Below are 26,285 nucleotides of genomic sequence, written 5' to 3'. Positions count from 1 at the left end.
GGGCATCACCTTTCGATGACGCCCTTCTATCCAAATTAAATATTAAGTCTTACTTACTCTGCTCTCCGTTTTCCCTTAAAGCTGGGACGGCCGGTGCTGTATTCACGGCGGGCACCGCCTTCGCGGTCGCCATAGCTGCGTTTACGGTCTCCACCGCCGTAGGAACGGTTGTTACCACCACGGTAACCACCACCGCCGCCACCACTACGCTTGTCGCCATCCTGCGACATTTCAATGCGCACGCTGCGACCGTTGTAGTTGAGGTCCTTGAAGGCATTCTGCACCTGTTCCAGGGAATCGTTCTCTACTTCAAAAAAGGAGTAAACGCCCTTCAGGTCTATGCGGCCGATCTTGTTGCCTTTCAGGCCTGTATTGTCGCACAGGTAGCGCAGCATATCGCCGCGGTTGAAATCGTCTACAGAGCCCAGGTTGATGAACAGGCGGGTGAAACGGCCGGTGTTGCGGAATGACATGGAGTTGCCATCGCCTTCTACACGGCGTTCTGCCTTTACATTCAGGTCTTCAGCGTTCTCGTAGTAAGCCAGGAATTCATTGAACTCCAGGGATGCAAAGCGCTTGATCAGCTCTTCCTTGCTCATGTCCTGGAATTCTTCGTAGATGCGTTCCAGGTAGGGATCTATCTGCTCGTCATTGACAGTTACGTTGTGCACTTTATGTACCAGGGCAAACAGTTGTTTTTCACATACTGCAAAGCCATCGGGCACTTCGCTCTTGGTGAACTTCTTACCGGTCACGCGTTCCAGCTGGCGGATCTTGCCGGTATCGCGGGCGGTGATGATAGCGATGGACACACCGGATTTACCAGCACGGCCGGTACGGCCGGAGCGGTGGGTGTAGTTCTCTACGTCATCAGGCAGTTCATAGTTGATCACGTGCGTTACGCTGTCCACGTCAATACCGCGGGCGGCAACGTCTGTAGCTACCAGCACCTGCAGGCCTCTTTCACGGAAGCGTTTCATCACCTTATCGCGCTGCTGCTGGGTGAGGTCACCGTGCAGGGAATCAGCGTTGTAACCATCACGGATCAGGGATTCAGCGATCTCCTGGCTTTCCGCCTTGGTACGGGTGAAGATGATACCGAAGATATCGGGATTGTAATCCACGATGCGTTTCAGCGCAGCATATTTATCGCGCGGGCGTACCACGTAGTATTCGTGCTCAATGTTCACATTACCGGAGTTCTTGGTACCTACGGTCAGTTCAAACGGATCTTCCATGTACTTCTGTGCAATACGGCGCACTTCCTGTGGCATGGTAGCGGAGAACAACCAGGTGGTCTTCTCTTCCGGTGTTTTGGAAAGGATGTTGTTGATGTCTTCCTGGAAACCCATGTTCAGCATCTCATCCGCTTCGTCCAGTATGGCGTAGCGCACGTTGTCGAAGTTGATAGCGCCGCGGTCAATGATGTCCAGCAGGCGGCCGGGAGTGGCCACGATGATGTGTGCACCGCGTTTGATCTCGCGCAGCTGCTGTACAATGCTGGCACCACCATATACCGCTACGATGCTCACATCGCCCAGGTATTTACTAAAATTCTTAAGGTCATTGGCAATCTGTAAACACAGCTCACGTGTGGGACACAGCACGAGGCCCTGGGGCGCGCGCAGTTTCACGTTCAGCTGGTGCAGTAAGGGCAGGCCAAATGCTGCAGTCTTACCGGTGCCCGTCTGGGCAAGGCCTACAAAGTCCCGATCCCCACCTAACAAAACCGGGATGGCTTTTTCCTGGATAGGCGTCGGGGATACAAATCCTAAGTCCGTAACGGCTTTTAAGATGTCTTCCTGCAGGCCTAATGATTCAAATGTTGTCATTGATTGTATTTAATGCCTCAAACAGAGGCCATGTATCCGCAAAGGAGCGGTAAAAAAGATATGTTTTGTGTTAATTAGTCTACCAGTTCGCCTTCCAGGTCGTAGTCATAAGCCTTGGTGATGCGTACATTCACAAACTGGCCTGGTTGCAGGCGTTTTGTGGTGGAGATGATCACTTCGTTATCTACTTCCACGGAGTCAAACTCGGTGCGGGCCAGGTAACGGCCACTTTCCTTTTTGTCTACCAGCACCCGGAACACCTGGCCTACTTTGGCCTGGTTTTTCTCAAGGCTGATCTCTTGCTGCACTTCCATGATCTCCTGGGCACGGCGTTCTTTTTCTTCCGCGGGCACATCGTCCACCAGTTCGTAAGCGCTGGTGTTCTCTTCATGGCTGTAGGTGAATACCCCCACGCGGTCAAAGCGCATTTTTTCCAGGAATTGTTTCAGTTCTTCGATATCATCCAGGGTTTCTCCCGGGAAACCTACGATCAGCGTGGTACGGATGCAGATGCCGGGCACCTGTGCGCGCATTTCAGTGATCAGCGTTTCCATTTCCTCACGGGTGATCTGGCGTTTCATTGCTTTCAGCATGTTGTTAGCCGCATGCTGCAGTGGCATATCAATATAATTGCAGATATTCTTACGGGTGCGGATCACTTCCAGCACCTCCATGGGGAACTTGCTGGGGTATGCATAATGCAGGCGTATCCATTCTATACCGGGTACATCGGCAATGGCGTTGAGCAGGTCTGCCAGCCGGCGTTGCTTGTACAGGTCCAGGCCGTAATAGGTCAGTTCCTGTGCGATCAGCATTACTTCCTTCACCCCCATTTTCACCAGCCGCGCTGCTTCCCTCACCAGCTCTTCGATGGGGCGGGATACGTGCCCACCGCGCATAAGCGGAATGGCGCAGAAAGAGCAGGTACGGTTACACCCTTCAGCGATCTTCAGGTAAGCGTAGTGAGAAGGGGTGCTAAGCAGGCGCTCGCCTACTAATTCCGATTTATAATCTGCATCAAATTTCTTTAGAAGCGCGGGCATTTCCATGGTGCCAAACCAGGCATCCACACCGGGGATCTCCGCCTCCAGGTCGCCACGGTAGCGGGCGCTCAGGCAGCCGGTCACATAAACCTTATCCAGTTTTCCGCGGTCTTTCAATTCTACCTGTTCCAGGATGGTATTGATGGATTCTTCTTTGGCTTTATCAATAAACCCGCAGGTGTTGATCACTACAATGTTGTGGTCTCTTTTTGCGTTTTCGTGTACTACGTCAATATCGTTGGCACGCAACTGTCCACTGAGGACTTCAGAATCCACCAAATTTTTAGAACAACCGAGCGTAATAATGTTAACCTTGTCTTTCTTTAAAGTTTTTGTCTTCAATTCGTGCGTTTTAAGATCATACAGCAGCCAGAACGCTGCTGAAACAGCCACGAAGACACCGGACACGAACAGACAATAAAAGGAGTAAGTGTGTGTTATGGGAGCCTTAGTGGCAAGGGACCATCGTCGTGGTCCTTCCAAAGGATTCGCAAAGTTAGCGATTAATTTCCGTAATAACTAACGGCGCGGGGCACAATGTGCCATAAACCATAAATTTAACAACCCGGACATATAGCGATTAATCACTACATGTGAATACCGCTAGGCATGCACGCCCAGTTTCTCCAGGGCGCGGTTTGCGCGTTCCCTCGCCACTTTGCGCTTGTAGTGGTACCACCAGGTGGGGGCCATTTTTATGAGCAGGTTGTTCATCCCTCTCAGCCCCAACAGGTGGTAAGCGCCATTGAGCTTGCCGCTAAGGCGTTGGTCCAGCGCCCGGAGGCTCATGGCAAAGCCACTGTCAATGTATTCCATATGGTGCCAGTAGCCAGCAGGCATGAAGAGGGTCTCGCCATGGTTCAGCGTTTCAGTGTAAGCCCTGGCATAGTTCAGTGCAGGAAAATCCTTTGTATTGAGTTGCTCCTGCCAGTTCACAAAGGAGGCCGCGCTTTCCACCGTCATGGGCATGCGGTAGATCAAAGGGCTCTGGTTGTTTTCCAGCAGCAGCAGGCGCTTGCGGCCTATGAACTGGGTATGGAAAATATGGGAAAGGTCAATATCGTAATGCATATGCGCCACGGAGCCCGCCCCGCCTACAAAGAGCATGGGAAATTTGTGCAGGAAGCCCCTGGCATATTCATCCGGCCAGGTGAAGTCCTGCACCAGCTGGGGCGCATGCTGAAAAATGTTGAACAGGAAAATGCGCAGCTCTACGGGCCCTTGCTGGATCATGTCCAGGTAGTCACCAAATTTGATGTAATCATCGGCACCGTTCACCGGCGTGCTGGCACCGGCGCGGGTATTATTGTAGACCCCTACGGTTTGTTCCCCTACGATGGATTTGAAATAATCCCAGGTCCATTTGGTCTTAGCTTCCCAGTTCTGGGACAGGCCGGAGATAATCACCGGTTTGCGCGGCAGGTAATACTTTTCTCTGAATTCAGCCGGCGTAATGTCGGCAACCCGTTCAATTTGCTGAATTTTCATACAGGTGGTCTAATGAGTCTTGGTGAATAACGAGTGTTATAGTGGGTTGTCAAAAATTTTCATTCCCGTAGAAGTAGAAATAGTCGTGCCAAACTGCACCATGAGAAATAGGCTCCGTTTAAAACCGGGGATTCAGCACAGCTATAGTAGTAAATATAACAAAAAAAGGCCTCGTGCGCACGAGACCTTCAGATTATTTAATACGCATTCGCCTTCCTGCTTCACGGCCTGCACCGGAAACAGGATGGCGGGTATTCCGGCAAGCAGGACCTGCAGATCTCCAAGGGTTTCTTAAACGTGAACCCTTGAAAACCGTTACTGCACGGGGCTGAACAAAGAATCTACAAAGGCGTCCTTGTCAAACACCTGCAGGTCTTCCATCCTTTCCCCGATGCCGATGTACTTTACCGGGATCTTGAACTGGTTGGCAATGGCCAGCACTACTCCACCTTTGGCGGTGCCATCCAGTTTGGTGATGGCCAGGGCGGTCACCTCGGTGGCGGCGGTAAATTGTTTGGCCTGTTCCAGGGCATTTTGCCCGGTGGAGCCATCCAGTACCAGCAGCACTTCATGGGGGGCAGCTTCGATCTTCTTTTTCATCACGCGCTTGATCTTGCTCAACTCGTCCATCAGGTGGGCTTTATTGTGCAGGCGGCCGGCGGTGTCAATGATGATCACATCTGCATTGCGGGCGGTACCGCTTTCCACGGCATCATAGGCTACGGAGGCAGGGTCTGAGCCCATTTGTTGTTTTACGATAGGCACGCCCACGCGCTCGCTCCATACGGTCAGCTGGTCCACCGCTGCGGCGCGGAAAGTATCTGCGGCGCCCAGTACCACGGATTTGCCGGCTTTTTTATAGTTGTAAGCCAGCTTACCGATAGTGGTGGTCTTGCCTACCCCGTTCACCCCTACCACCATGATCACGTAAGGCTTTTTATCGGCGGGGGTATCAAAGTCGCGGAAGCCGCTATCAGGAGCGTCTACCAGCAGGCTGGTAATTTCTTCTTTGAGGATATTATTCAGCTCACCGGTGCCCAGGTATTTGTCTTTGGCTACGCGGGCTTCTATTTTGTTGATGATCTGTACGGTGGTGGTAACGCCTACATCGGCGCTGACGAGCGCTTCTTCCAGGTTGTCCAGCACTTCAGTATCTACAGTGGATTTGCCGGCAATGGCCCGGCTGATCTTGGATAAAAATCCTTCCTTGGTTTTCTGTAATCCCTGGTCCAGGCTTTCCTTCTTTTCCCGGGAAAATAACTTATTAAAGAAGCTCATATTCTTCTGGTTTGTAGCAATATCGTGCAATATCGGCCATTTCGCCATGCGGTCAAACAAATTCCATCCGGGTAGCCATTCAACACAAAAAGCTGTCCGGCGAAGGACAGCTTCTGTGAAATATAATTAGTAAAGCCGAATTACTTGGCGTTGATGTGCTCCTGTACCTTGTCTTTGTGCACAATGGCCTCTTTGAAGGTATAGGCGCCGGTTTTCGGAGAACGAACAGCTTTGATCACTTTCGTCCACACTTTAGATTCGGCGGCTGCTTTAGCGTCTTTTACTTTCGCGTTCTTGGATGCTCCTTTTGCCATAATATTATTAGATTAAAAGTTAAGTAGATCGTTAAAAGTTACGTGTCAAATGCTAATCGCGACGACATGCTAACGATTAACCCTCAACATTAACAATCAATTATTATTTGATTTCTTTGTGTACAGTAACTTTCCGCAGAATGGGATTGTACTTTTTCAGCTCCAGGCGTTCCGGAGTGTTCTTTTTGTTTTTGTTGCTGATGTAGCGGGAAGTACCGGGCAAACCAGTTGCCTTGTGCTCAGTACATTCCAGGATCACCTGCACCCTGTTACCTTTCTTTGCCATTTTTATTCAAATTAAAATTTGTTCTAAGAAATTAGATAGTCTGACCAGCAGCACGCAGTTCTTTCACTACGGTGTAAAGACCATTCTTATTGATGGTGCGGATTGCCTCTGCAGATACCTTCAATGAGATCCAACGGTCTTCTTCAGCGAGGAAAAAACGTTTCTTCTGCAGGTTGGGCAGAAATCTTCTCTTAGTTTTAATGTTAGAGAAAGAAACACTGTTACCTGTGATCGGCTTCTTTCCTGTCACCTGACATACTCTTGCCATTTTTCAAAAAATTTTGGACTGCAAAAGTCGATTTTTTTTATTGATTTAGCAAATAATATGGTATTAATTTATTCACATCTGAAAACTTGTCCACATCTGTGAATAAATGCTAAATCTTATTGCCTGGTTCCCAGGACCTTAACAAAAAGGCAGTTCCGGTCAGTTTGCGACGGTACCCCGGGAGGCGGCTGCAAAAATAAACAAGTTTTACCGGTTTACCGCGTTTTGGGTACGATAAAAAAGTAAAACTTGCTGCAATAAAAGCAAACAACTGATCTTCAACCGTTTACCAAGGTTATCAGCAATACTGCATTATACCCGCATCCGGTAAACGCTTGCTTACAGCAACACGATCAGGCTGCGCAGTATGGCGCCCAGGCGCACGGCTTCCAGGATGCGTTGCTGGGAAGTCCCATGTTTCAGCAGGGCTTCTTCATGGCTGGTTACGCACATTTCACAACCGTTCAGGGCAGATACTACCAGGCTGAGCAGCTCAAAGAATTCTTTGCCCAGCACCGGGTTTGCCATGATACTCATGCGGATGCCGGCGGGAGTGGTGGTATAGTACTCCTTATTCACAAAATGACGGAAGCGGTAAAACACGTTGTTGGCTGCCATAAGCGAGGCACAGCTGATCGTTTCGGCAATCTCCTTTTCGGTAGCACCTTCCGCGGTGGCCAGGCGGGCCAGGGATGCCTGCAGCGCTTCGTGTTTTTCATTCACCGCCACGGACAGGCCCACCAGGTAGGCTTCCTTTTTAGAAAGACTGGTAGCTTCAATGGCGTTCGTTACGTTGATCTTCAGATCTTTCAGGTAACGGGCATCGGTGGTGGCCAGGGTTTGCAGGCGGGTGGAAATATCGGTAAGGCCTACCACCTGCAGCAGCTGCAGGGCGGTATCCTGGTTAGTAGTGGCAAACATATAATTACATTTTATTGCATGAAAAAGCCGGAAGCAGGTACCTCGCGGTCCCTGCGTTGCTTCCGGCCTTTAAAATGAGCCCTGGCCTTGCGGCGCGGGCGGGTGTCAGTTCCATTAAGCAAGGGTAGCCTCACCTTTCTGCCAGTTGCAGGGGCACAGCTCGTCTGTTTGCAGGGCATCCAGTACGCGCAGTACTTCTTTCACGTTGCGGCCCACGCTCAGGTCGTACAGGGAAACCCAACGAATAATACCCTGGGGATCTACGATGAAGGTAGCACGGTAAGCTACTTTCTCATTGGCTTCCAGGATACCCAGTTCTTCTGCCAGGGATTTGGAAGTATCGGCCAGCATGGGGAAGGTCAGGTTCTTCAGGTCTTCGTGATCCCTTCTCCAGGCCACGTGTACGTACTCGCTATCGGTAGAAGCACCGATCAGGATCGCGTCACGGTCGGTGAAGTCTGCATGGTGTTTATTGAACTCAGCGATCTCGGTAGGGCATACGAAAGTGAAATCTTTCGGCCACCAGAACATTACCATCCATTTACCGGAGTTCTTCAGTTCTTCGGAAGACAGTTCATAAAACTCTTTACCTTTTTCGGTAGAAACTACGGCCGTCTTTTTAAAATCCGGGAATACAGCACCCAGGGACAAAGTTTGATTTTTCATGTATTGAAGCGATTATGTTGTATAGCTATTGACTAATTATGTAAACAAATTGTTATTCGTCTTGGAGTGTCGCTTAAAACGGCTTATTTTCGGGTAACAATGGTTCCTTTCCGTAAAAGCTACGCAAAGATGAAGCGTTATCGTGAATAATGCCAATAGATTTTTGAAATATCACATCAGAAATCTCTATATGGCAAATCTGATACATGCGACAAACCGTACATATTACTGAGGATTATTACAGGGCGAAAGGCCCGGCCCCTTTTTCAACAACATATAGGATAGCAGACACCCAAAACAACCGAAACATCATTGATAACGAGTAAGTAACAGCTGATCAAAATCCCCTCTATTTCTCGCTGATCATTGATCCCAATATTTTGGCCAAACCTTAACGAACCAGCCGGCGTGCTCTACTCAGGGCCATGGCGCTATTTGAGTCATTTTCATGTGCCTTCCGGCATGTGGGGCTCAACAATTTGGCATAGTATTTAGTTAAATATTTATACACTCTAAAACAGCGCGGATATGAAATTAAGAAATGTACTCTTGGTGATTCTTACGGTAGGTTTAGCTTTGATCCCGTTTATTAAAAACAGCATCATGAAACAGGACGAGTTTGATGCCACACAGGACCTGTTCATCTGATGCCGGACTGCTACCCTACTGGTTTCCAGCTGCAACTGCAGCCCCTGCATGCCAACCCATGCGATCAAAATTTTAACCGCTTTTCCAATCTGACGAGACCTGGTAATGCCCCGAGCGGTGTGTAACGCACGCCCTGCCCCGTTTTGCATGTAACGCATGCCAAACCCGCAAGGCCGTGCCACATATACCGCAAGCAACCAGCTTTGTCCATCCATAAAAAACCGCCGCCCGCAGCACCCTGCAGCCGGCGGTTTTTATTTGTCCCCTACCGCACCGGGGGAGTAACAATTTTACCCAATGTGTGGGCAAACCGATAGCAGGTAAACGAAGGCGTCTGACCACCTAGCTTACCGTCATCAGCAAGTCTTTGAAATTCTTTACCCCGATCACTTTTTGCGTAGTGAAGCCCTCCGCGTACTGCACGCCGATCATCTTACCAAACAGGCGGTCCCGGTGCAGGATACTATCGAAGAAAGCGCCGGAAGAAATATAGGTCTGGGGCTCCTTATTATCGCCCTCGGCAAGGAATTGCGTTTTGAAGCATTTGATCGCAGCGATCTTGGTGTCCATCACGGCTGAAATATCCACGACGATATCCGGGGCCTGGTACGTGTCCTGGATAAAGTGGAAGACCTGCTTGGGGCGCCAGGCGGCCTGGGGCTGCCCGTTTCCATCCAGGGTTTCTACTTTGCGCAGGCCGGCCAGGAAACAACTGTCTGCAATGAGATGGGCGGCGCGGCCATGGTCCGGGTGGCGGTCATTAAAGGCATTGGCCAGGATCACCTCCGGCTGGTATTTGCGGATCGCCTGGATGATGGCCAGTTGTTCTGCTCTGGCGTTCTGGAAAAAGCCATCTGCCAGGCCCAGGTTCTCCCGCACGTGCAGGCCCATGGCGGCGGTAGAGGCGACGGCTTCTGCTGCGCGGGTTTCGGGTGTGCCCCGGGTACCCAGCTCCCCGCGGGTTAGATCTATTACGCCTACTTTCTGTCCTTGTGCAGCATGCGCCAGCAGGGTGCCGGCACAGCCCAGCTCCACGTCGTCGGGGTGGGCGGCTATTGCGAGTATATCCAGTTTCATGTTTCCCGGGTTTTAGATGTGGGCGCAAAGATAGGCCATCGCTCCCAAACTAATAATCCCCCATGGTACGGTCATCTTTCAGCTGGCCGTTCTCAAAATCCTGTTCTTCTGTTACTACGCTCTTCGGGCCAAAGAATTGCCAGGTACCGGTTTTCTTGGCCACGTACACAGTGCGCTCATTGAATTTAATATCGCCGGTCACAGGATCTACCGTGCGCAGGGAAATAAATTCGGCCTCGGGCACACCGGCATACTGGCCTTTCAGCATAATGCGGTCGTTGCTGGCCACCCGTTGTTCAAAGTACAGGGTACCGTTGCAATCAGAGACATACACTTTCAGGTAGCGGGCGGCGTCCATGGGCACCCGGAAGGTATCTTTGAGGGCTTTTACCTGCACGTCTATATCCAAAGTGTCCAGGTAAATAGCGTGGGGGCACACACCGGTGGCTTCCGGCCTGGAAGCGGTGGCAGGTGCGGGTTTAGCAGGCACTTTCTTTACCTGCCCGGTGGCCGTGGTGGCCAGTATGGCAAAGGATAATAATAAATACAGGCATTTCATAACGGGCGGTTTTTATGATGGGATAAAGATAGGGATCTGCCAGGGCTACTACCGCGCATAAGCCCCATCGCCGGAAGCTACGGACCCCGTGGTGATCAGCACCCCGGCAGCTTTGCCCTTTACGCCATATACGCGCTCCAGGTCTTTGCCGGGCATTACGGAAATAGCGCGCAGGTCATTGTCTTTAATGGCAGAAAGCTCCCCTTCCGGATTGATGGCCAGCACCCGGCCGTTGAGGATGTAGGCAAAGCGGGTGTCGTCGCCTTTATTGTCGTTGAGCAATTTCCTGTAAGCAGCGGAGCGGTTAGAGAACAAAGCGGTGTAATGTTTGCGGGCAAAGGCTTTGGTCTCGATATAGATCACGCCATTGGCGGCCCTGTCCCCGTATTTACGCACGATGCCCGGGCCGGATACCACAGAAATAGAAGCGATCTTTTCCGGGCTCAGGTCCTGCATGGCCCCTATGCCTACGGCTACGCTGTCTACCACGTAAAAAGTACTATCGCCGGGCAGGTCAGCACTGATGCTGTCCAGCCCCGTCTGGGCTTTTGCGCTAAAGCTGGCAGCCATGCAGGCTGCTATCATTACCATCCGTTTCATCACATGAACAAGTTTTAGTTATATGCTTTCAGGGAATGGTAAACTTCTATTTCCTGGACAATCATTTCAATATCGCGGTCTTCCTGGATATCGTATTCCGTCTTCAGATCGCCCCCTACAAAGAAGGCCACTGTTTGCCACACACGGGCGTTGAAGCCTCCTTTCAGTTCTTTGATAATATCATAGCAATTCTCGCCGGTCTGGCGGTTGATGAGCTTCATCAGCACTTTTCCCTGGTACACGCTCAGGTCTTCCAGTTTGTTGCCAAACTTCTCTTTCATCTCCTTTTCCTTGCTGGCCAGGAATTCCTTGCGGGCGCGTTTGTCCGGCAGGGATGCCAGTTTGCCGTTCACGTCCTTGAGCAGGGCGGCAGCGGTAAGGGCGTATGGATACGTTACGTATACGGCATTGCGGAGGCGGGTCCAGCGGGCATGCTCCTTTACCAGGCGGCGTGGCAGGCGGTCTACCACTTCTGTGAAGGGCAGGGTAATGGCGGGGATCAATTCCCCGTTATACATCACTGTTGGCAGCGGGATGGTATCGGTGGCGGTGCGCTGTTGGGCTAACGCGCTGCTACCCCCAAAAATGAGTACCAGCAGAAGGGTTATGTGTGAGAAATAGCGCATACTCCAAAGTTAATATAAATCGGCAAATCCCCTCTCCCGGCGGCATTAAACTTACATTGCATTTTCCAACGTATAAACGCAGCCGTTCGTTACACCGGTATGCGGTTCGGCCTTTAATTTTCTAAAGGACGCAGGTGCAGCTTGTTTTCCATAAACCGGTCGATGTTAGCCTCCACAGTAGGTATGTCCTTGCTGGTAAGGGCGCAGCCCATCACGTGGGCGCCGGCGTTGGGGATGTCTGCCAGCTGTTTCAGGCTGTCCGGCGTGCCCAGCTCCTGGCTCATACGCAAGATGGCGCTCACCCGCACGGTGGGGTCCTGTTCTTTTTCGTTCTTGTAATAATATAATACAAGAGCGGGTTGATGAATCTCCTCAAAGGTTTCCCGGGTCATGCTTGTTTCCAGCAGCTCCTGGAGCTGTGCTACGGCCTCCAGGCGGTATCTGGTATACCAGTAACGGGCCTGCAGGTCATTGCGGGCGGGGGAAATATTACAATCGCCCTGTTTTACGATGCGGGCCAGTTGAAGGCCCCAGTGATTGTTGGCCAGGAAGGCCAGGGGCTGGTTGATCTCTACATTCGGGCTGAGGGTGATCACGGCATAAACGTCCTGCGGAAAGGCGGCGGCCAGTTTCAGGGCCAGGGTGCCGCCGGTGGAAGTGCCCACCAGGATTACCTTTTTGCCCAGTGCCTTCCCGATCTGGAGGGCTTCCTTGGCATCGTTCCACAGGCCGGTGACGGTCATATTCATCAGGGGCTCGGAGGTATCCAGGCCATGGCCGTCCAGGCGGCTCAGGTACAGGTTGCACCCGTACCGGGCGGCCATACGGCGGTGTACCGGGTCGCCTTCTTCCTGGCTGGCGGAGAAGCCGTGGAGGTATACGATGCTATATTCCGTTTTTTCCTGCAGGCTGTCATGGCACCAGACAATGCGGGCCTGGTTATCCGGCTTGAGCCGGTGCTGGCTTTCCTTCTGGTGGATGTAACGGACCAGTGCCCCCGGTTCCTGGGGCACAACGGGAAGGTCTGTTTCATACGCCGGGTGCGCAGGGCACGGTCCCAACAGGTAAATTACTGCCAGGATCACAACAAGGGATACTACAACACGGAGCCATATTGGCATAACAGGCAAAATTTAGCAGGTGATAATCCGGGGTAATGCATCGGCGTTAAAGATATCAAAAAAGGCAGGCAACGGGATTACTAAATCGTGGGATTTTTACTGCGGCCGCAGTGATCATGATCGGTGCTTCCATCCTGCATTGCAACCACTCCCCCATCTTTGTCCGCGGAATATAGCTGTTTCCGTATCTTAGTAACAGTTAAAACCAGCTATTATGAAACGTATTGTATGGATGCTGGGCATCTGCGCCATGGCCCTTGCGGGCAAGGTGCAGGCCCAGGACCAGCCGTCCGCTCCTGCCGCCGCAGATGTAGTGAAAGCCGCGCAAACCAAAGCGGGCAAAGAACACAAAAATGTATTGCTGATGTTCCATGCCTCCTGGTGCCATTGGTGCCACGCCATGGACACCGCCATTGCCGACCCGGCCTGCAAGGCCTTCTTTGACCGCAGCTATGTACTGGAGCACCTCACGGTAGCAGAATCGCCCAAGAAAAAGAACCTGGAAAATCCCGGCGCGGAAGCGATGCTGAATAAATTCACCGATGGTAAGGAATCCGGCATCCCGTTCTGGGTGATCATGGATCCCAAAGGCAAGATCCTGGCGGATTCCAGGTTGCCGCAATCCGGCGATAACATGGGCTGTCCCACGGCCGGCCCGGAAGTGGAAAGACTGAAAGAGATCCTCAAAAAGACAGGTAAAGGCAGTGCTGAGGAGATCACCGCAATCGGTGAGCGCTTTAAGCAGGCCGCGAAATAATTTTGTTGTGTTAGTATCATGAACGGTCCGCTGCTATTACGTGGTGGGCCGTTTTTTTTTGCCCGGCACAGTTGCCTAGCGGCCCGTTGCAGTATGTCGTGTAACTGACTACTCTACCTTGAAATAAAAACGGATGTTGCCAAACTGTACTTCCGGCGCATCAGGGCTGGCGTTGTACTTAATGCGGCGGGCTGCACCCAGTGCAATGCTGATCAGTTGTGCATTATTCAGCGTGGAGCCGCGCAGGCTGTGGGTGGCTTCTATTACATTACCATCCCGGTCCACCTTGATGTTTACCGCCACATAACCACTTTCATTGCCGGTATAAGTAACGCTGGGGCGCCCTACCAGGCTGCGGCCACTGAGGCGGAAGTCTGACTGGCCGGAGCCCAGGCCACCACCCGTATAGGCGCCACCGTTAGGGTTACCGCCTGCCGCGCCACGGTCGCCAGGCTGGCCGGTGTTGCCCTCCCCTTTGGAATTATTGCTGCCGTCTGCCCCATTGCCGCTGTTCTTGGTGGCAAAGGTGCCGCCGGTGGCCACTGCCTTGGGCTTGGGAGCCGGAGGAGCGGGTGTGGGCGGGGCTTCCGTGGGTTTGGGATGTTTTATTTTTTCCGGCTTGGGGTCCAGGTCTTTCGGCTGCTCCTTGGGTGGGGTTACCGGTTTTACGGGCTTGGCCACTTCGGGTGCGTCTTCTTCATCCTGGGTGGCTATATCCTGTGGCGGCGTTGTATTCCGGGCGGCATCCTGCGGCACGTTCTGGGGCACCGCTGCTGCGGTTGCAGGAGCATTGCTGGGCGGGTTGGGATTGAGCGGCTGCTCATCCCCCATCCCCTGGTCTGAACTACCGAGGTTCACTTCCATGCCCAGGTCCTGGTCAGGCAGGGGCGCGGGCGCAATCAACCCGGGTAATAACCAGAACATCAGGCACATCAAACCTACCACCAGCGCGGTAAGACCGGCTGCCTGGAGGTTCTTGGTGGTATTTTGTTCTATCGTCTGCATATTCCAAAGTTAATGGTTATTGTTAGAATGTTGGACGGCCGGATGATCAGATTGTTAAATTGTTGAAGTGATAAATTGGGAGATTGCCACAGGTTTATGGCCTTGCATACAACGCATATTGGCCCGCTTAATTGTGGCCTGCCGTCCGCCCGTGCATGGGCATATCATCCACCCAACCGTGATCCGGCCATTCAATAGTTTAAATGTTCCGTGCGGCCTGATTTCCGGGGCACTCTCTCACGGATTTGTTAAATATCGTTACCAGGCTTGCAAGCGCGGGGGAAATGCCCTTAATTAGTGCCCGTAAACCAACCACGATTTTTCTAAACCAACCCCGCGGGCTTACCGCGGCACAACCCTTCCCAAGTAATGATCAGACACCTTCTGCTTGCTGCCGGCTGCCTGTTGCAAACGGCTGCCATGGCTGCTGCGGGCGCCGACAGCAGTGCGCACAAGATCCATTTAAAAGTATTGTACGTGGGTTACGATCCACAACGCCCCATGCCCGCTGATGTAACCCTTTACAGCACCGGCAAAGGCGTGGTGGCGGATGTGTACCAGCACCGTATGGCCGACTTTAAAAGCTTCCTGGAGCAGCGCTTTGACGCCGTACAGGTCATGGACGTGCACGATTACACCACGGCCGTCTCCCAACAGGCGGATGTAACCATCCTGGATGCGGGCCCGGTGAACATTCCCCCGGATTTTGACCGGCCCACCATGCTGCTGCACCAATTGGCACCCAATGTAGGCATGCCCCTGCGCCTCAAGTTTGACTGGTACTGCCAGTGCCTGGAAAACGACGCACTGAACATCCGCACCGGGCACGAAATCTTCCGCACGCCCAATGCCGTGCACCTCACGCTGGAAACACGCCCCACGCCGGCTTCTTTTTTCAATGGCTTTGAAGGCCTTACCACCCCGAAGACCATGCCCATGTGGAACGTGATCAAGCGCAGCGCCAATGCCAGCAACTACGTGATCGGGATGGTGGCGCACGGCGAAGGTTTCAACGACTCACCGGACGCGGAAGTGATCTCCGGCGGTGTATGCCTGAAAAACGCGGAGGCCGTGGCTTTAGGCCGGCAGGCCAACTACTTCATGTGGGGCTTTTCGGCATCGCCTTCTTACATGACAGACGAGGCAAAAGATGTGTTCGTGAACGCCGTGGTGTACATCAAAAAATTTGACCACCAGCACGCGCAAATGGAAAAAGTGCAAACCGTGACCCGCACCGGCATAGACGAACTGGTGTACCGCACGGATAAAGACCTGTATAATAAAACCATCATTTCCCGCCGGGAAGGCAATGCCCGCCTGCTGAAATTCCAGGACAGCCTGCGCGCGGAAAAGGCCGCCGGTAAAGACATAGGCCGCAGCGGGGAAGCCATGCTGCACATGCCCATTACCAACGCCGTGCAATCATTTGAGGACTACATCAGGGGCTTCATCGGTGATGAATTGTTTGCGAAATATGGCACGGACACCAAACGCATTCACCAGTATTACCACGATAACTACGAATACTTTTATCCGGACGGCGCCTACTCCCTGCAACTGGATACGGATGCGCAGTCTTTGGGAATCTCCAACCGCAAGGTGGAGATCCTCGAAAAATGCGTAACCCTCCTGGAAAGCAGTAAGGACACGGCTCTGGCCATGCGGGTACTGACCCGGTACACGTTGAAGAATTTTAAGACGGCCCCGGAATGGCGCCAATGGCTCACCGAAAACAAAGCCCATTTCTTCTATACAGAAGCGGGCGGATTCAAGTTTATGGTGAACACGCTGAATGCCGCACCAGCGGCCACTTCCAGTGCCACTACCCCCGAAACCGCGGCGCCTAACCGTGCAGACCCCGTGCTGGTGAAGGCACAGCTCCGCGATGGCGCGGCCGGCAAAAAGCAGGTAGTGATCAATGCCACCATTTTAAAAGGATGGCATATCTATGCGCTGGTGCCGGAAGCCAGCCCTTTCATTGTTACCGAGCAAAGGCTGGAGATCCCCAAGGGCACTGCGTTTGACACCGAGTGGAAAACCAGTGCAGGCGTGCCGTTTGAAGATGGAATGTTCATTTATGAAGACCAGGCAACGTTCACCGCAGATGTGGATGCCGTGAAACTGAAAAAGGGTAAAGTGATCCGCTGCGGGTTATACTACCAGGTATGTGATAATAAGAAGTGCTTCCAGCCGCAAACAAAGTGGGTGGATGTAACCGTGGAATAGATGTTGTTGCATATAAAAAAAGTGGCTGCCTTGTTGAAGGGCAGCCACTTTTTTATGCAGTTAGTTAGTGGGCAAAGTCTTGTTCATAATCGCCCAGGATGCGCTCCATCGGCGGGTTGAAGTAGCCAAACCTTACGTTCGGAAACTCTTCATGGATAAGCTCCATGAGCTGTTTCATACCCAGGCATTCACCGGGATCGGTGATGTTTAACTTGCCCAGGTACCAGTCCGGGTCAATGTTGAAATTGCGCCACTGGATCATGTTCAGGTCTGTATCTATGATAAGCTGGCGCAGGGCTTCGTATTCGGCCACACTGTCTGTAAGGCCAGGGAATACGAAGTAGTTGATAGAGGTCCAGCCACCATAGGAACGCACTACCTTCAGGCTTTCCACGATATCGGAAAACTGGTAATTATTGGGGCGGTAGTACGGCGTGTACCAGCGTTCCTGCGCGGAGTTCAGGCTTACGCGGATGCTGTTGAGACCTGCTTCGCAGAGGGCTTTCACGGCGTCTGGTTTGGAGCCGTTGGTGTTGATATTAATGCTGCCTTTGGGCGTGTGCTTACGGATCTCTTTAATAGACTCGGCGATGGTTTCCCACATGAGGAGGGGCTCTCCTTCGCAGCCTTGTCCGAAGCTCACGATCGGGAAAGGCGCCTGCTCCAGGTGGGGCACGGTGTACTCCACGATCTCTTCAGCCGAGGGTTTAAAGCGGAGGCGGTCCTGGGTGGATACGATGGTCTCTTCTTCCGGCTGGAAAGAAATACAGCCTATGCAATTAGCATTGCACGCGGGAGAAGAAGGAATGGGGCACTCCCAGCGGCCCATGAAGTAATTGCGGGCAGCGGGGCAATGATAGGTGAGCGCACAATTTTGCGCCAGGTGCTGTACCAGGCGGTTGTGCGGATAGGCTTCCATTAAGGTTTTCACACCTTCTTTCACCTTGGTATCGTCAAAGCCGGCGCATTCCTGGCGGATATCATTTTCAATACGTACCGCGGGTACATAGAACTTGCCATCCCACCAGCCTACTGCCGTATAGCAGAACAGGGGTAAGGTAGGCGCGTCCGGGAGCGTTTCATAAGCCGCAATGTAAGAACCGGTGTGCGCCGGCGGAATGAACGCCGCCACGGCCCAGCCTTTCTCACAGATGGTCATATCGCCGGTATTGGCATCAATGCCAATGCCGCGCCGTCCCGGCAGCTCGTAAAGTGAACCACCTTCCGGCAGTTCTATCCATTCCGATTCATCTATCGGCCAGGCATCCCAGCCGGCGCGGCCCGTCACAAGCAGGGAAGTATCTTCAAAGATGTTCCCATTGCCATCGGAATAGAGGATGTAAGGTGTCATATCAATTTATTTTCACAGCCTGCCCTGGCAATACTCATTGATCGTATCGCGCTCGGTTGCGGGAAGATCATCCAGGATTTCCAGTTGCAGGATCTTGTTGTTTTTAAAATCCACGGTGAAAAGATCGTTGCGGACCACCGCGTTTTGCAGGTCTGTCCAGGGAAACAGCTTTTCACTGAAAGTGGTAGGCAGTGTAATGCCGGTCATGTCCAGCTTTGCAAAGGCAGGCTGCATGATCTTATGCTCTGCGTAGCCCACATACGCTACCCCGATGCCCACCGCCAGCAGCAGCACGGCGATATCCGGTTTGCTGTGCGACAGGAAGTAAAGGCTGCCGGAGAAACAGGCAAAGGCCTGGAACACCCTGGCCATTGTATTCACCTGCGTAAAGTTACGGAAACGGCGCAGCACAAACGGCAGCGCCACACTCACCAAACCCAACACCAGGAAAAAGCCGCTCATCGCATAGCTGGGATGCGGCTCGTGGTAAGCCCCAATCGCGTTGAACAGGAATAAAATCCCCACCAGCCCATGCATCATCGGTTGCAGGCGCAAACGCGTAACCGTGGACGGGTGAAGAATTCTGAATTTATACATGTTTGCCTGTTGGGTTTTGTTAGATATGCTGGCTCACCAGCAGGTTGCATAATTTAAACAACACGCGGGCGCCCACGTTGGCATCCCATTCATCGTGGCTGGCGCCTACTTCATTGAGGTCGAAACCGATGAGGGTGCGGCCGCTGGCCAGTACGCGTTTGAAAAGATAGTAAACCTGTTCACACTCAAAACCGCCGGGCACCGGGGTGCCGGTGTTGGGGCAGAGTTTCGGATCCAGGCCATCAATATCAAAGCTGATGAAAACCTGCTGTGGCAGGGTTTCCACGATGCTGTCGCAGATGGATTTCCAGGTCTCGCCTTCATATTCACGCTCCTTGATGTTCTTATCAAAGAAGGTGCTGATGCGGCCGTTGCTGCTGTTGATGCAATCCACTTCTTCATCGCAATAATCGCGGATGCCCACCTGTACCAGTTTAGTGATCTGGGGGATCTCGTTCAGTGCGTTATACATGATAGCCGCGTGGGAGTACTGGAAGCCTTCGTAACCATTACGCAGGTCGCAGTGTGCATCTATCTGGAGAATGCCGAATTCACCTTTCTTTTCGGCAATGGCTTTGAAATAGCCGAGGGGAGTGCTGTGATCACCCCCGATGAGGCCTACCAGCTTGCCCTTGTGCAGCAATTCCTTGGTTTGCTGGTACACCCAGTCTATCATATGGCGGTTGCCTTCATTCACATCCACCAGGGTCTTTTTCAGGAAAGGATTTTCTGAAATGTCGCCCCCTTCGATGAGGTACTTCAGGTACAGTTCCGCTTCCTTGCGCAGGTAATCGCTGCGCAGCAGCAGGGCCTTGTCCGGCTGGCGCATGAAGAAGCCCTGTTTCCACCCGTCCAGCACGTCCGGGTCGTACAGGTCCACCTGCAGTGACGCCTTGAAAATGTGCTCCGGGCCGCGGGAGGTGCCCTGGTTGTAGGAAACCGTTACTTCCCAGGGAACGGGAAGCAGTACCAGTTTTGCCTCTTCTTCGGTAAAGGGCAAACCAAAAATGTTGTTGGACAACAACCCTACCGAGTTGGGGTCAAATTGCGATAAATCAGCCATCGTTTTCAATTTCGGGAGGCAAAGATAACCTATTTCCTGTTTCCCACAGCCCTTATGGACCATGTAAAGCTACCCTGCACAAAGTGTAGCATTTACATAAATCAATATTATTATATGTTAAGAAAATGCCAAAACAACGTAAACTGACTTTTGTCATGCCGGGCCCGTGGGCAAGCCCGCATGCCGGTTGGCACCAAACGCAGCAGTGACGCGGGTCTCCCGGCCCGCCTGCCCTTTATTGCGCCTATCCATACGGGGGATACCGTATAAATAAAAAATATACCCCTCAACGGCATTTTGCCGTAATTTTGCGGCTGCACAAGTCTAATAAAGGATGAAAAAAACAAATATAATTCTGCTGGTCCTGGTAGCAGTATGTATCGCAGTAATTGTAACCATGGTGGGCGATTTCAGTACCTACGAAACATTTGCCACCGCTAAAGCCAGTGAAGGCAAGGATTTCCGCGTGATCAGCGTGCTGGATACCTCCAGAGCGATGGAATATAATGCGCTGAAAGATGCCAACCGTTTTACGTTCTACGCCAAGGACAAGGCCGGCGAAGTGCACAAGGTGATCTTTTCCGGTACCAAGCCTACTGACTTTGAAAAAGCAGAATCCGTGGTGCTGCTGGGCAATATGAAGGCCGATGGCGATTTCCATTGCCGCGAGATCCAGATGAAATGCCCGTCCAAGTACAAAAAAGACCAGGTAGTGGTGGGCAAAAATGTGATGTAACCCTCTGCCTGCAGCAAATACTTACAACAACGACTTTTCTATGGTAACGCCCGCGTGATGGCGGGCGTCATTGCTTCCATTAATACCGACAAGACTTGGAAACTAAATTTATAGGCGAACATCTTTTTCCCGGCCAGTTCGGCCACTTCTTTGCCGTGTTGTCGCTCGTGGCCTCCCTGGTAGCGCTGGTCTCCTACTTCAACGCCACCCGCGCCGCAGACGAAGCCACCAGGGCGTCCTGGAACCGCATGGGCCGCATCACCTTCGTGATCCAGGCACTCTCTGTATTCGTGGTGTTTGGCTCCCTGTATTATATCCTGCAGCAACATTATTTTGAATACAAGTATGCTTACCGCAACTCCTCCCGCAACATGTTGCAGGCCTACCTTTTCTCCAGCTTCTGGAGCGACCAGGAAGGCAGTTTCCTGCTGTGGAGCGTTTGGCAAAGCGTACTGGGCCTCATCCTTATCCGTAAAGCCAAGAGCTGGGAAAACCCGGTGCTCACGGTGATGAGCTTTGCGCAGTTCTGCCTGGCCACCATGCTGATCGGCATTTATTTCTTTGGCTACCGCGTGGGCGCCAACCCGTTTGAACTGCTGCGCCAAACCGAACCTTACAACGCCGCACCGGTGTTCCAAACGGCTAATTACCTGGCGGATTATGTGCCGGATGGGAATGGCCTCAACCCGCTGCTGCAAAACTACTGGATGGTCATCCACCCCCCCGTGCTTTTCCTCGGCTTCGCCTCTACCATTGTGCCTTTTGCCTTTGCCTTTGCCGGCCTGTGGACCCGTCGCTTCAGCGAGTGGGTGAAGCCTGCATTGCCCTGGGCCCTCTTTTCCGCCATGATCCTGGGTACCGGTATCATGATGGGCGCCGCCTGGGCTTATGAGTCCCTCACTTTTGGAGGGTACTGGGCATGGGACCCCGTGGAAAATGCCTCCCTGGTACCCTGGCTTACCCTGGTAGCGGGCATTCATACCCTGCTGGCGTATAAGAGTACCGGCCAGTCGCTGAAGATCACGTTCTTCTTTTTCTTCATCACCTTTGTACTCATTTTATACTCTACTTTCCTTACCCGCAGCGGCATCCTGGGCGATACTTCCGTACACGCCTTCACAGACCTGGGCATGACCCAGCAGCTGCTGTATTTCATGCTGGCCTTCCTTATCCCGGCTTTTGGCCTCATGATCTACCACCGCAAGCGCATTCCTTCCGTACATAAAGAGGAAAGCACCTACAGCCGCGAGTTCTGGATGTTCGTAGGCTCCCTGGTACTGCTCATGGCCGCTATCCAGATCACTTTCACCACGTCTATCCCGGTGTGGAACAAGGTGCTGAATGGCCTGGGCCTTATGAAGCTGTTTAACATGAAGGACCTTGCTCCGCCACTGGAGCCGGTATTCCACTACAATAAGATCCAGATCTGGATAGCCATTGTGCTGGGCGTGCTCACCGCCGTGATCCAGTACCTGAAATACAAGGAAACACCCAAGGGTTATACCTGGCGCAACATCTGGCTGCCTACGGCCCTTGCCGCCCTGGCTACCCTGCTGATCGGTGTGTTTGGCAAGATCGATTATGATCATTACGGCACCGGTTTCCTGGTGGCTATCTATATCATGCTGTACGCCAGCGTATACGCCGTGGTGGCCAACGTCCACTACATCGTGGGCGTGCTGAAAGGCAACTTCAAGGCAGCCGGCGCTTCCATTGCCCACATTGGTTTTGGGCTGGTGCTGCTGGGCGTACTGATCTCATCTTCCAAAAAGCAGGTGATCTCCCTGGACCAGATGAATATCCTGGATGGTTACTTTGGCAAGGACTCCAAGGAAAACAGCCGCGAGAACCTGATGCTGCCGCTGAATATGCCCATGCAAATGGGTGACTACCACGTGACTTACGTGGGCGACAGCGTGGTGCCGGGCGATTTCAAAACCTATTACCGTGTGCGGTACGTGAAGGTGGACAAGGATGGCAAAATCACCGAACAGTTCACCCTCTACCCGGATGCATTTGTAAACCGTAAAATGGCCCAGGCCAGCCTGGTGGCCAACCCGTCCAGCAAGCATTACCTGACCAAGGATATCTTCACTTACCTCACCTCCCTTCCCGATCCGGACGCGTACAAGGACACCGCCCAGTATGTGCCCCACGACGTGAAGCCGGGTGATTCTATCTTCTTCTCCCAGGGCTACATGGTGCTGAAGAATATCCAGCCCCGCCCGGAAACAAAGAACTACAAACCCCAGGGCAACGATATCGCCGTGAGCGCCAAGCTGGAAGTGCATAGTCTCACCAACGATGAACTGTACCACCTGGAGCCGGTGTACCTCATCCGCGACAGTGCCTACCAGTACAGCGTGGAAGATACCGTGAGCGCCATGTCACTGTACGTGCGGTTTGACAAGCTCACGCCTACGTCAGATAACCAGGCGCGCATCCAGCTCCAGGTAAAAGATGCCGGTGGTGCGCAGAAGAATTACATTGTGCTGAAAGCCATGGTGTTCCCCTACATTAACGTGCTGTGGATAGGTGTGCTGGTGATGATCCTGGGCTTCTTCCTGAGTATTATACAACGGGTAAAACAAAACCGCCGTACCGAAAAAGCGATGACCCAGCGAAAAGCGAAAGAGGTAAGCGCATAAAATTTATCGACAAACCATTGCAGCCACAAACAGGGCGGTGATGATAACTGATCTTTCAATTTCCAGCATTCGGCGGGGTAAGACCCGGGAATAGCTGGAAATTGTTTTTCAGGGCAAGGCTGATCCCGGGTAGCCGGTGATCACCGGTTTGTGTCATAAAAAAATCCCCGCAAAACCCTATCTTAATCCCGATATATTTTTCCCCTTACCTGCATGCCCGGCGCACAATAAAGCACTGCCTGCAATTAAATTCCCGGAAACGCGTTATGGGGAGGAGCATGGCATTTGGCATGAAGTATGCAATTATGCACCAGCTCGACCATATTTACGCACTCACTGTACGAAAAACCATGCGCCATTTAGTTACTGTATTATTGCTGACATTTCTGCCAGGACTTGCTGTGGCGCAGACTTTCGGCGGGTACAACACCAGCCCGGATGCCGGCATTTACGGCATCTATACCAACCCGGCCACGGCGGCCAGCACCCACTTTAAATGGGACGTGAACATTGCAGGTGCCCATGCAGTAGCCGGTAATACTTACATCAGTTTTGCCAAAAGCGCGTTGCGCGCAGATACCCTTAAGAGAGGCGTTGATTACTTCCAGGATACCAGTTCCAAACGTTACCAGTTTGGCTGGGCCCAGGCAGACATCCTGATGCCCTCCGTGCTGTATTCTATTGATGAAACCCAGTCTGTTGCCTTTACCTGGCGCGTGCGCGGTATGGCCAATGCCGGCCCTGTAAGCCCGCGGGTGCTCAATTTCACCACGATCAGATTCCCCAACCCGCAATACATCGGCAATACACTGTACATCGACAATGCTGCGGGCACCTTTAACAGCTGGAACGAATTTGGATTTACGTATGCCCGCGTGCTGAAAGAAAACCAGCTCTCGCGGCTTAAAGGCGGTATTACCGTGAAATACCTGAGCGGCATCGTATCCGGCTACACGGCTATATCCAATACTTCCTTTACGGTGAACTCGTCTACCAGCATGAGCATCAACAGCGGTCATGCTATTTACGGCTATTCAGAGAATATGGACAGTGCCAACCGCGCGGGCCAAAGCTATTACAACCTGACCCGCTACCCCGGTGTGGGCGCAGACATTGGCTTCACCTGGGAATGGAGGCCTGATCCCGAAGGTGGCGATGGCGCAAACTACGGCTCCAATGGTTATTTTAATGACGATGCAGATGCCTATGTATTGCGTTTAGGCGTTTCCGTTACAGACATTGGCGGTATCAATTACAGCAACTCTCCCTACAGTACCAGCCTTGACCTGCGGAAAGCAGACATTGACCCGCATACGCTGGACAAGCGCAAGGGAGAAAGCTATTCCAAATGGTATAGCCGCATTAAACAATACTTTACGCCCGACGGCCCCCGGCAGGTTTCCTATTACATGCAGCTGCCCACGGCCCTGCACCTTACGGCAGACTACCAGTTTGGTGGTGGCTGGGCAGCCAGTGCCAATGCAGTATTTGGGCTTAATACCAATGCAAAGAATAACTTCCGCAACAACATGATCACCATGCTCCAGCTGACCCCACGTTATGAGCATGGATGGTGGAGCGCCTTTTTACCAACAAGCGTAAACCGTTACGCCGGTGTGGATGTGGGCGTGGGTGTACGCCTGGGCCCCGTGCTGCTGGGCAGCAGCAGCATCCTTTCCGACCTGGTAAGCAGCAAGATCAAGCGGGCAGACGTATTCCTGGCGGTGCGCCTGTGGCCGATGAAGGCCGGCAAAGAAGGCAAGACCAGCGCAGAAAAGCGGGCTTTGCGCCAGGTGAAATGTGCGTTATAAATTACGGTCTGACCCCCCAACAATTTGCCAAGAAGCACTATTTTCGTAGTCTATTTCCAACATCATGGACTACGCGCAAACATTGAACTTTCTCTATAACCAGCTGCCGGTGTTTACCAAGCAGGGATCTGCGGCGCTGCGCACAGGATTGCATAACATTGAAGCGCTTTGCGCAGCACTGGGGCACCCGGAAAAGAAATTCAAATCCATCCATATTGCAGGCACTAACGGCAAGGGCTCTACGAGCCACATGCTGGCAGCCATTTTCCAGGAAGCAGGTTACAAAACGGGCCTCTACACCTCTCCCCACCTGAAAGATTTCCGGGAGCGCATCCGCGTGAACGGGCAGATGGCGGAGCAGCAGTTCGTGGTGGATTTTGTAGCCCGCATACAAAACGAACTGGATGACCTGCAGCCTTCTTTCTTTGAAGTGACGGTAGCCATGGCCTTTGAATATTTTGTGCAGCAGCAGGTAGACATTGCCATCATAGAAGTGGGACTGGGCGGGCGTTTGGACAGTACCAACGTGATCACACCGGAGCTGTCACTGATCACCAATATCAGTTATGACCACATGCACATCCTGGGCGATACGCTGCCACAAATTGCCGGTGAAAAAGCAGGCATTATCAAGGATGGTGTGCCGGTAGTGGTGAGTGAAACGCAGGCCGAAGTGGAAAAAGTATTTCGCGACAAAGCCGCCGCACACCATAGCCCCCTCCACTTTGCCGACCAGGAATTCCTGGTGCAGGACAGCCATACGGAGCACCAGCATTTACAACTTTCTATTTTACATACACCCACCGATCACGGGCAGCAGATAGCGCTGGACCTGCGCGGCCAGTACCAGGGTAAGAATGTGCTGGGCGTGCTGATGGCTGTGAAGCTGATGCAGCAAAAAGGCTGGCAGCTGCCGGAAGCGGCGGTGCACAAAGCCCTCTCCCATGTGAGCCATCTTACCGGCCTGCGGGGCCGCTGGGAAGTGATACAGCAACATCCCCTCACAGTGCTGGATGTGGGCCACAATGAAGCCGGCATCACGGAAATTGTACAGCAGCTGGCCTACCAGGTGTACAACCAGCTGCATATTGTAATTGGCTTTGTAAAAGACAAGGACATAGAAAAAGTACTGCAACTGCTGCCCAAAACAGCGCATTACTACTTCTGCCAGGCCGCCATAGAACGGGCCCTGGAAGCGGATGTACTGGCCCGCATGGCGCTGCACCATGGCCTGCAGGGGCACACCTTCCCCAACGTACAACTGGCTTATCATGCGGCGCAGCAGGCCGCGCATAAAGAAGACATGGTGCTGGTATGTGGCAGCTTCTTTATTGTGGGCGAGGTACAATAAAAATAATTTGGTG

24 protein-coding genes are annotated in these 26,285 nt (G+C 52.5%); 6 read left to right on the top strand and 18 right to left on the bottom strand.

Features of this window, described 5'->3' with window-relative positions:
* Nucleotides 1-53: 53 nt before the first annotated feature.
* The 14 genes from DCC81_RS17445 to DCC81_RS17380 form a co-directional block, all read right to left on the bottom strand.
* Nucleotides 54-1,832, bottom strand: coding sequence for a DEAD/DEAH box helicase (locus tag DCC81_RS17445; RefSeq protein WP_108687864.1), 1,779 nt, complete (start codon nt 1,830-1,832; stop codon nt 54-56).
* A gap of 74 nt (nt 1,833-1,906) precedes the next feature.
* The gene (gene rimO, locus DCC81_RS17440) at nt 1,907-3,268 is read right to left on the bottom strand and encodes a 30S ribosomal protein S12 methylthiotransferase RimO (RefSeq protein ID WP_262510174.1); all 1,362 of its coding nucleotides are present in this window, start codon (nt 3,266-3,268) and stop codon (nt 1,907-1,909) included.
* 210 nt (nt 3,269-3,478) lie between these two features.
* Nucleotides 3,479-4,363, bottom strand: a complete 885-nt coding sequence (locus DCC81_RS17435; RefSeq protein ID WP_108687863.1) for a cupin-like domain-containing protein — start codon at nt 4,361-4,363, stop codon at nt 3,479-3,481.
* Between the two features lie 315 nt (nt 4,364-4,678).
* Entirely contained in the window at nt 4,679-5,641 is a 963-nt protein-coding gene (gene ftsY / locus DCC81_RS17430) for a signal recognition particle-docking protein FtsY (RefSeq protein WP_108688299.1), read from the bottom strand.
* Between the two features lie 140 nt (nt 5,642-5,781).
* A complete protein-coding gene (locus tag DCC81_RS17425) occupies nt 5,782-5,955 on the bottom strand; it encodes a DUF4295 domain-containing protein (protein WP_108687862.1) in 174 nt (57 codons plus the stop codon).
* A 103-nt stretch (nt 5,956-6,058) separates the two neighbouring features.
* Complete coding sequence (gene rpmG / locus DCC81_RS17420; protein WP_108687861.1) at nt 6,059-6,241, bottom strand: 50S ribosomal protein L33; 183 nt, start codon at nt 6,239-6,241, stop codon at nt 6,059-6,061.
* A 31-nt stretch (nt 6,242-6,272) separates the two neighbouring features.
* On the bottom strand, nt 6,273-6,509 hold the full coding sequence (gene rpmB / locus DCC81_RS17415) for a 50S ribosomal protein L28 (RefSeq protein ID WP_108687860.1): 237 nt from the start codon (nt 6,507-6,509) through the stop codon (nt 6,273-6,275).
* A 339-nt stretch (nt 6,510-6,848) separates the two neighbouring features.
* Nucleotides 6,849-7,430 carry a carboxymuconolactone decarboxylase family protein gene (locus tag DCC81_RS17410; RefSeq protein ID WP_108687859.1) on the bottom strand — a complete coding sequence of 194 codons (582 nt, stop codon included), beginning with the start codon at nt 7,428-7,430 and terminating at the stop codon, nt 6,849-6,851.
* Between the two features lie 114 nt (nt 7,431-7,544).
* Nucleotides 7,545-8,096, bottom strand: coding sequence for a peroxiredoxin (locus tag DCC81_RS17405; RefSeq protein WP_108687858.1), 552 nt, complete (start codon nt 8,094-8,096; stop codon nt 7,545-7,547).
* Between the two features lie 990 nt (nt 8,097-9,086).
* Nucleotides 9,087-9,821, bottom strand: a complete 735-nt coding sequence (gene bshB1, locus DCC81_RS17400; RefSeq protein WP_108687857.1) for a bacillithiol biosynthesis deacetylase BshB1 — start codon at nt 9,819-9,821, stop codon at nt 9,087-9,089.
* Between the two features lie 49 nt (nt 9,822-9,870).
* Complete coding sequence (locus DCC81_RS17395; RefSeq protein WP_108687856.1) at nt 9,871-10,380, bottom strand: hypothetical protein; 510 nt, start codon at nt 10,378-10,380, stop codon at nt 9,871-9,873.
* A gap of 48 nt (nt 10,381-10,428) precedes the next feature.
* The gene (locus DCC81_RS17390) at nt 10,429-10,983 is read right to left on the bottom strand and encodes a hypothetical protein (protein ID WP_133177700.1); all 555 of its coding nucleotides are present in this window, start codon (nt 10,981-10,983) and stop codon (nt 10,429-10,431) included.
* A gap of 11 nt (nt 10,984-10,994) precedes the next feature.
* Complete coding sequence (locus DCC81_RS17385; protein ID WP_108687854.1) at nt 10,995-11,606, bottom strand: DUF4294 domain-containing protein; 612 nt, start codon at nt 11,604-11,606, stop codon at nt 10,995-10,997.
* A gap of 113 nt (nt 11,607-11,719) precedes the next feature.
* Nucleotides 11,720-12,727: an alpha/beta hydrolase gene (locus DCC81_RS17380; RefSeq protein WP_108687853.1), complete on the bottom strand. Its 1,008-nt coding sequence runs from the start codon at nt 12,725-12,727 to the stop codon at nt 11,720-11,722.
* Between the two features lie 214 nt (nt 12,728-12,941).
* Here DCC81_RS17380 and DCC81_RS17375 point away from each other — a divergent pair, with 214 nt between their 5' ends.
* A complete protein-coding gene (locus DCC81_RS17375) occupies nt 12,942-13,484 on the top strand; it encodes a thioredoxin family protein (RefSeq protein ID WP_108687852.1) in 543 nt (180 codons plus the stop codon).
* 108 nt (nt 13,485-13,592) lie between these two features.
* Here the strand turns inward: DCC81_RS17375 and DCC81_RS17370 are convergent, their stop codons facing one another.
* Nucleotides 13,593-14,489 (bottom strand): hypothetical protein, encoded by an 897-nt coding sequence (locus DCC81_RS17370; protein WP_108687851.1) that lies wholly within the window; start codon nt 14,487-14,489, stop codon nt 13,593-13,595.
* Nucleotides 14,490-14,858: 369 nt separating this feature from the next.
* On the opposite strand from DCC81_RS17370, the gene DCC81_RS17365 reads away from it, so the two are divergent.
* Entirely contained in the window at nt 14,859-16,715 is a 1,857-nt protein-coding gene (locus DCC81_RS17365) for a protein-disulfide reductase DsbD domain-containing protein (protein ID WP_108687850.1), read from the top strand.
* Between the two features lie 64 nt (nt 16,716-16,779).
* Here the strand turns inward: DCC81_RS17365 and DCC81_RS17360 are convergent, their stop codons facing one another.
* From DCC81_RS17360 to DCC81_RS17350, 3 genes are read right to left on the bottom strand one after another with little or no spacing between them, the layout of a single operon-like run.
* Nucleotides 16,780-18,066 carry a radical SAM protein gene (locus DCC81_RS17360; RefSeq protein WP_108687849.1) on the bottom strand — a complete coding sequence of 429 codons (1,287 nt, stop codon included), beginning with the start codon at nt 18,064-18,066 and terminating at the stop codon, nt 16,780-16,782.
* A gap of 12 nt (nt 18,067-18,078) precedes the next feature.
* The gene (locus DCC81_RS17355; protein WP_133177699.1) at nt 18,079-18,663 is read right to left on the bottom strand and encodes a hypothetical protein; all 585 of its coding nucleotides are present in this window, start codon (nt 18,661-18,663) and stop codon (nt 18,079-18,081) included.
* A 19-nt stretch (nt 18,664-18,682) separates the two neighbouring features.
* Nucleotides 18,683-19,726, bottom strand: a complete 1,044-nt coding sequence (locus DCC81_RS17350; RefSeq protein WP_108687847.1) for an agmatinase family protein — start codon at nt 19,724-19,726, stop codon at nt 18,683-18,685.
* A 334-nt stretch (nt 19,727-20,060) separates the two neighbouring features.
* On the opposite strand from DCC81_RS17350, the gene DCC81_RS17345 reads away from it, so the two are divergent.
* The 4 genes from DCC81_RS17345 (at nt 20,061) to DCC81_RS17330 (ending at nt 26,272) form a co-directional block, all read left to right on the top strand.
* Nucleotides 20,061-20,462 (top strand): cytochrome c maturation protein CcmE domain-containing protein, encoded by a 402-nt coding sequence (locus DCC81_RS17345; protein WP_108687846.1) that lies wholly within the window; start codon nt 20,061-20,063, stop codon nt 20,460-20,462.
* A gap of 95 nt (nt 20,463-20,557) precedes the next feature.
* Complete coding sequence (gene ccsA, locus DCC81_RS17340) at nt 20,558-23,110, top strand: cytochrome c biogenesis protein CcsA (RefSeq protein ID WP_108687845.1); 2,553 nt, start codon at nt 20,558-20,560, stop codon at nt 23,108-23,110.
* Between the two features lie 401 nt (nt 23,111-23,511).
* Nucleotides 23,512-24,921: a DUF5723 family protein gene (locus tag DCC81_RS17335; RefSeq protein ID WP_108687844.1), complete on the top strand. Its 1,410-nt coding sequence runs from the start codon at nt 23,512-23,514 to the stop codon at nt 24,919-24,921.
* Nucleotides 24,922-24,985: 64 nt separating this feature from the next.
* The gene (locus tag DCC81_RS17330) at nt 24,986-26,272 is read left to right on the top strand and encodes a bifunctional folylpolyglutamate synthase/dihydrofolate synthase (protein ID WP_108687843.1); all 1,287 of its coding nucleotides are present in this window, start codon (nt 24,986-24,988) and stop codon (nt 26,270-26,272) included.
* The last annotated feature ends 13 nt before the right edge of the window (nt 26,273-26,285 follow it).

This window comes from Chitinophaga parva, assembly GCF_003071345.1.
Classification (GTDB): Bacteria; Bacteroidota; Bacteroidia; order Chitinophagales; family Chitinophagaceae; genus Chitinophaga; species Chitinophaga parva.
The sequence above is the reverse complement of the archived record's forward strand: the minus strand, read 5'-3'. Positions and strand labels throughout refer to the sequence as shown.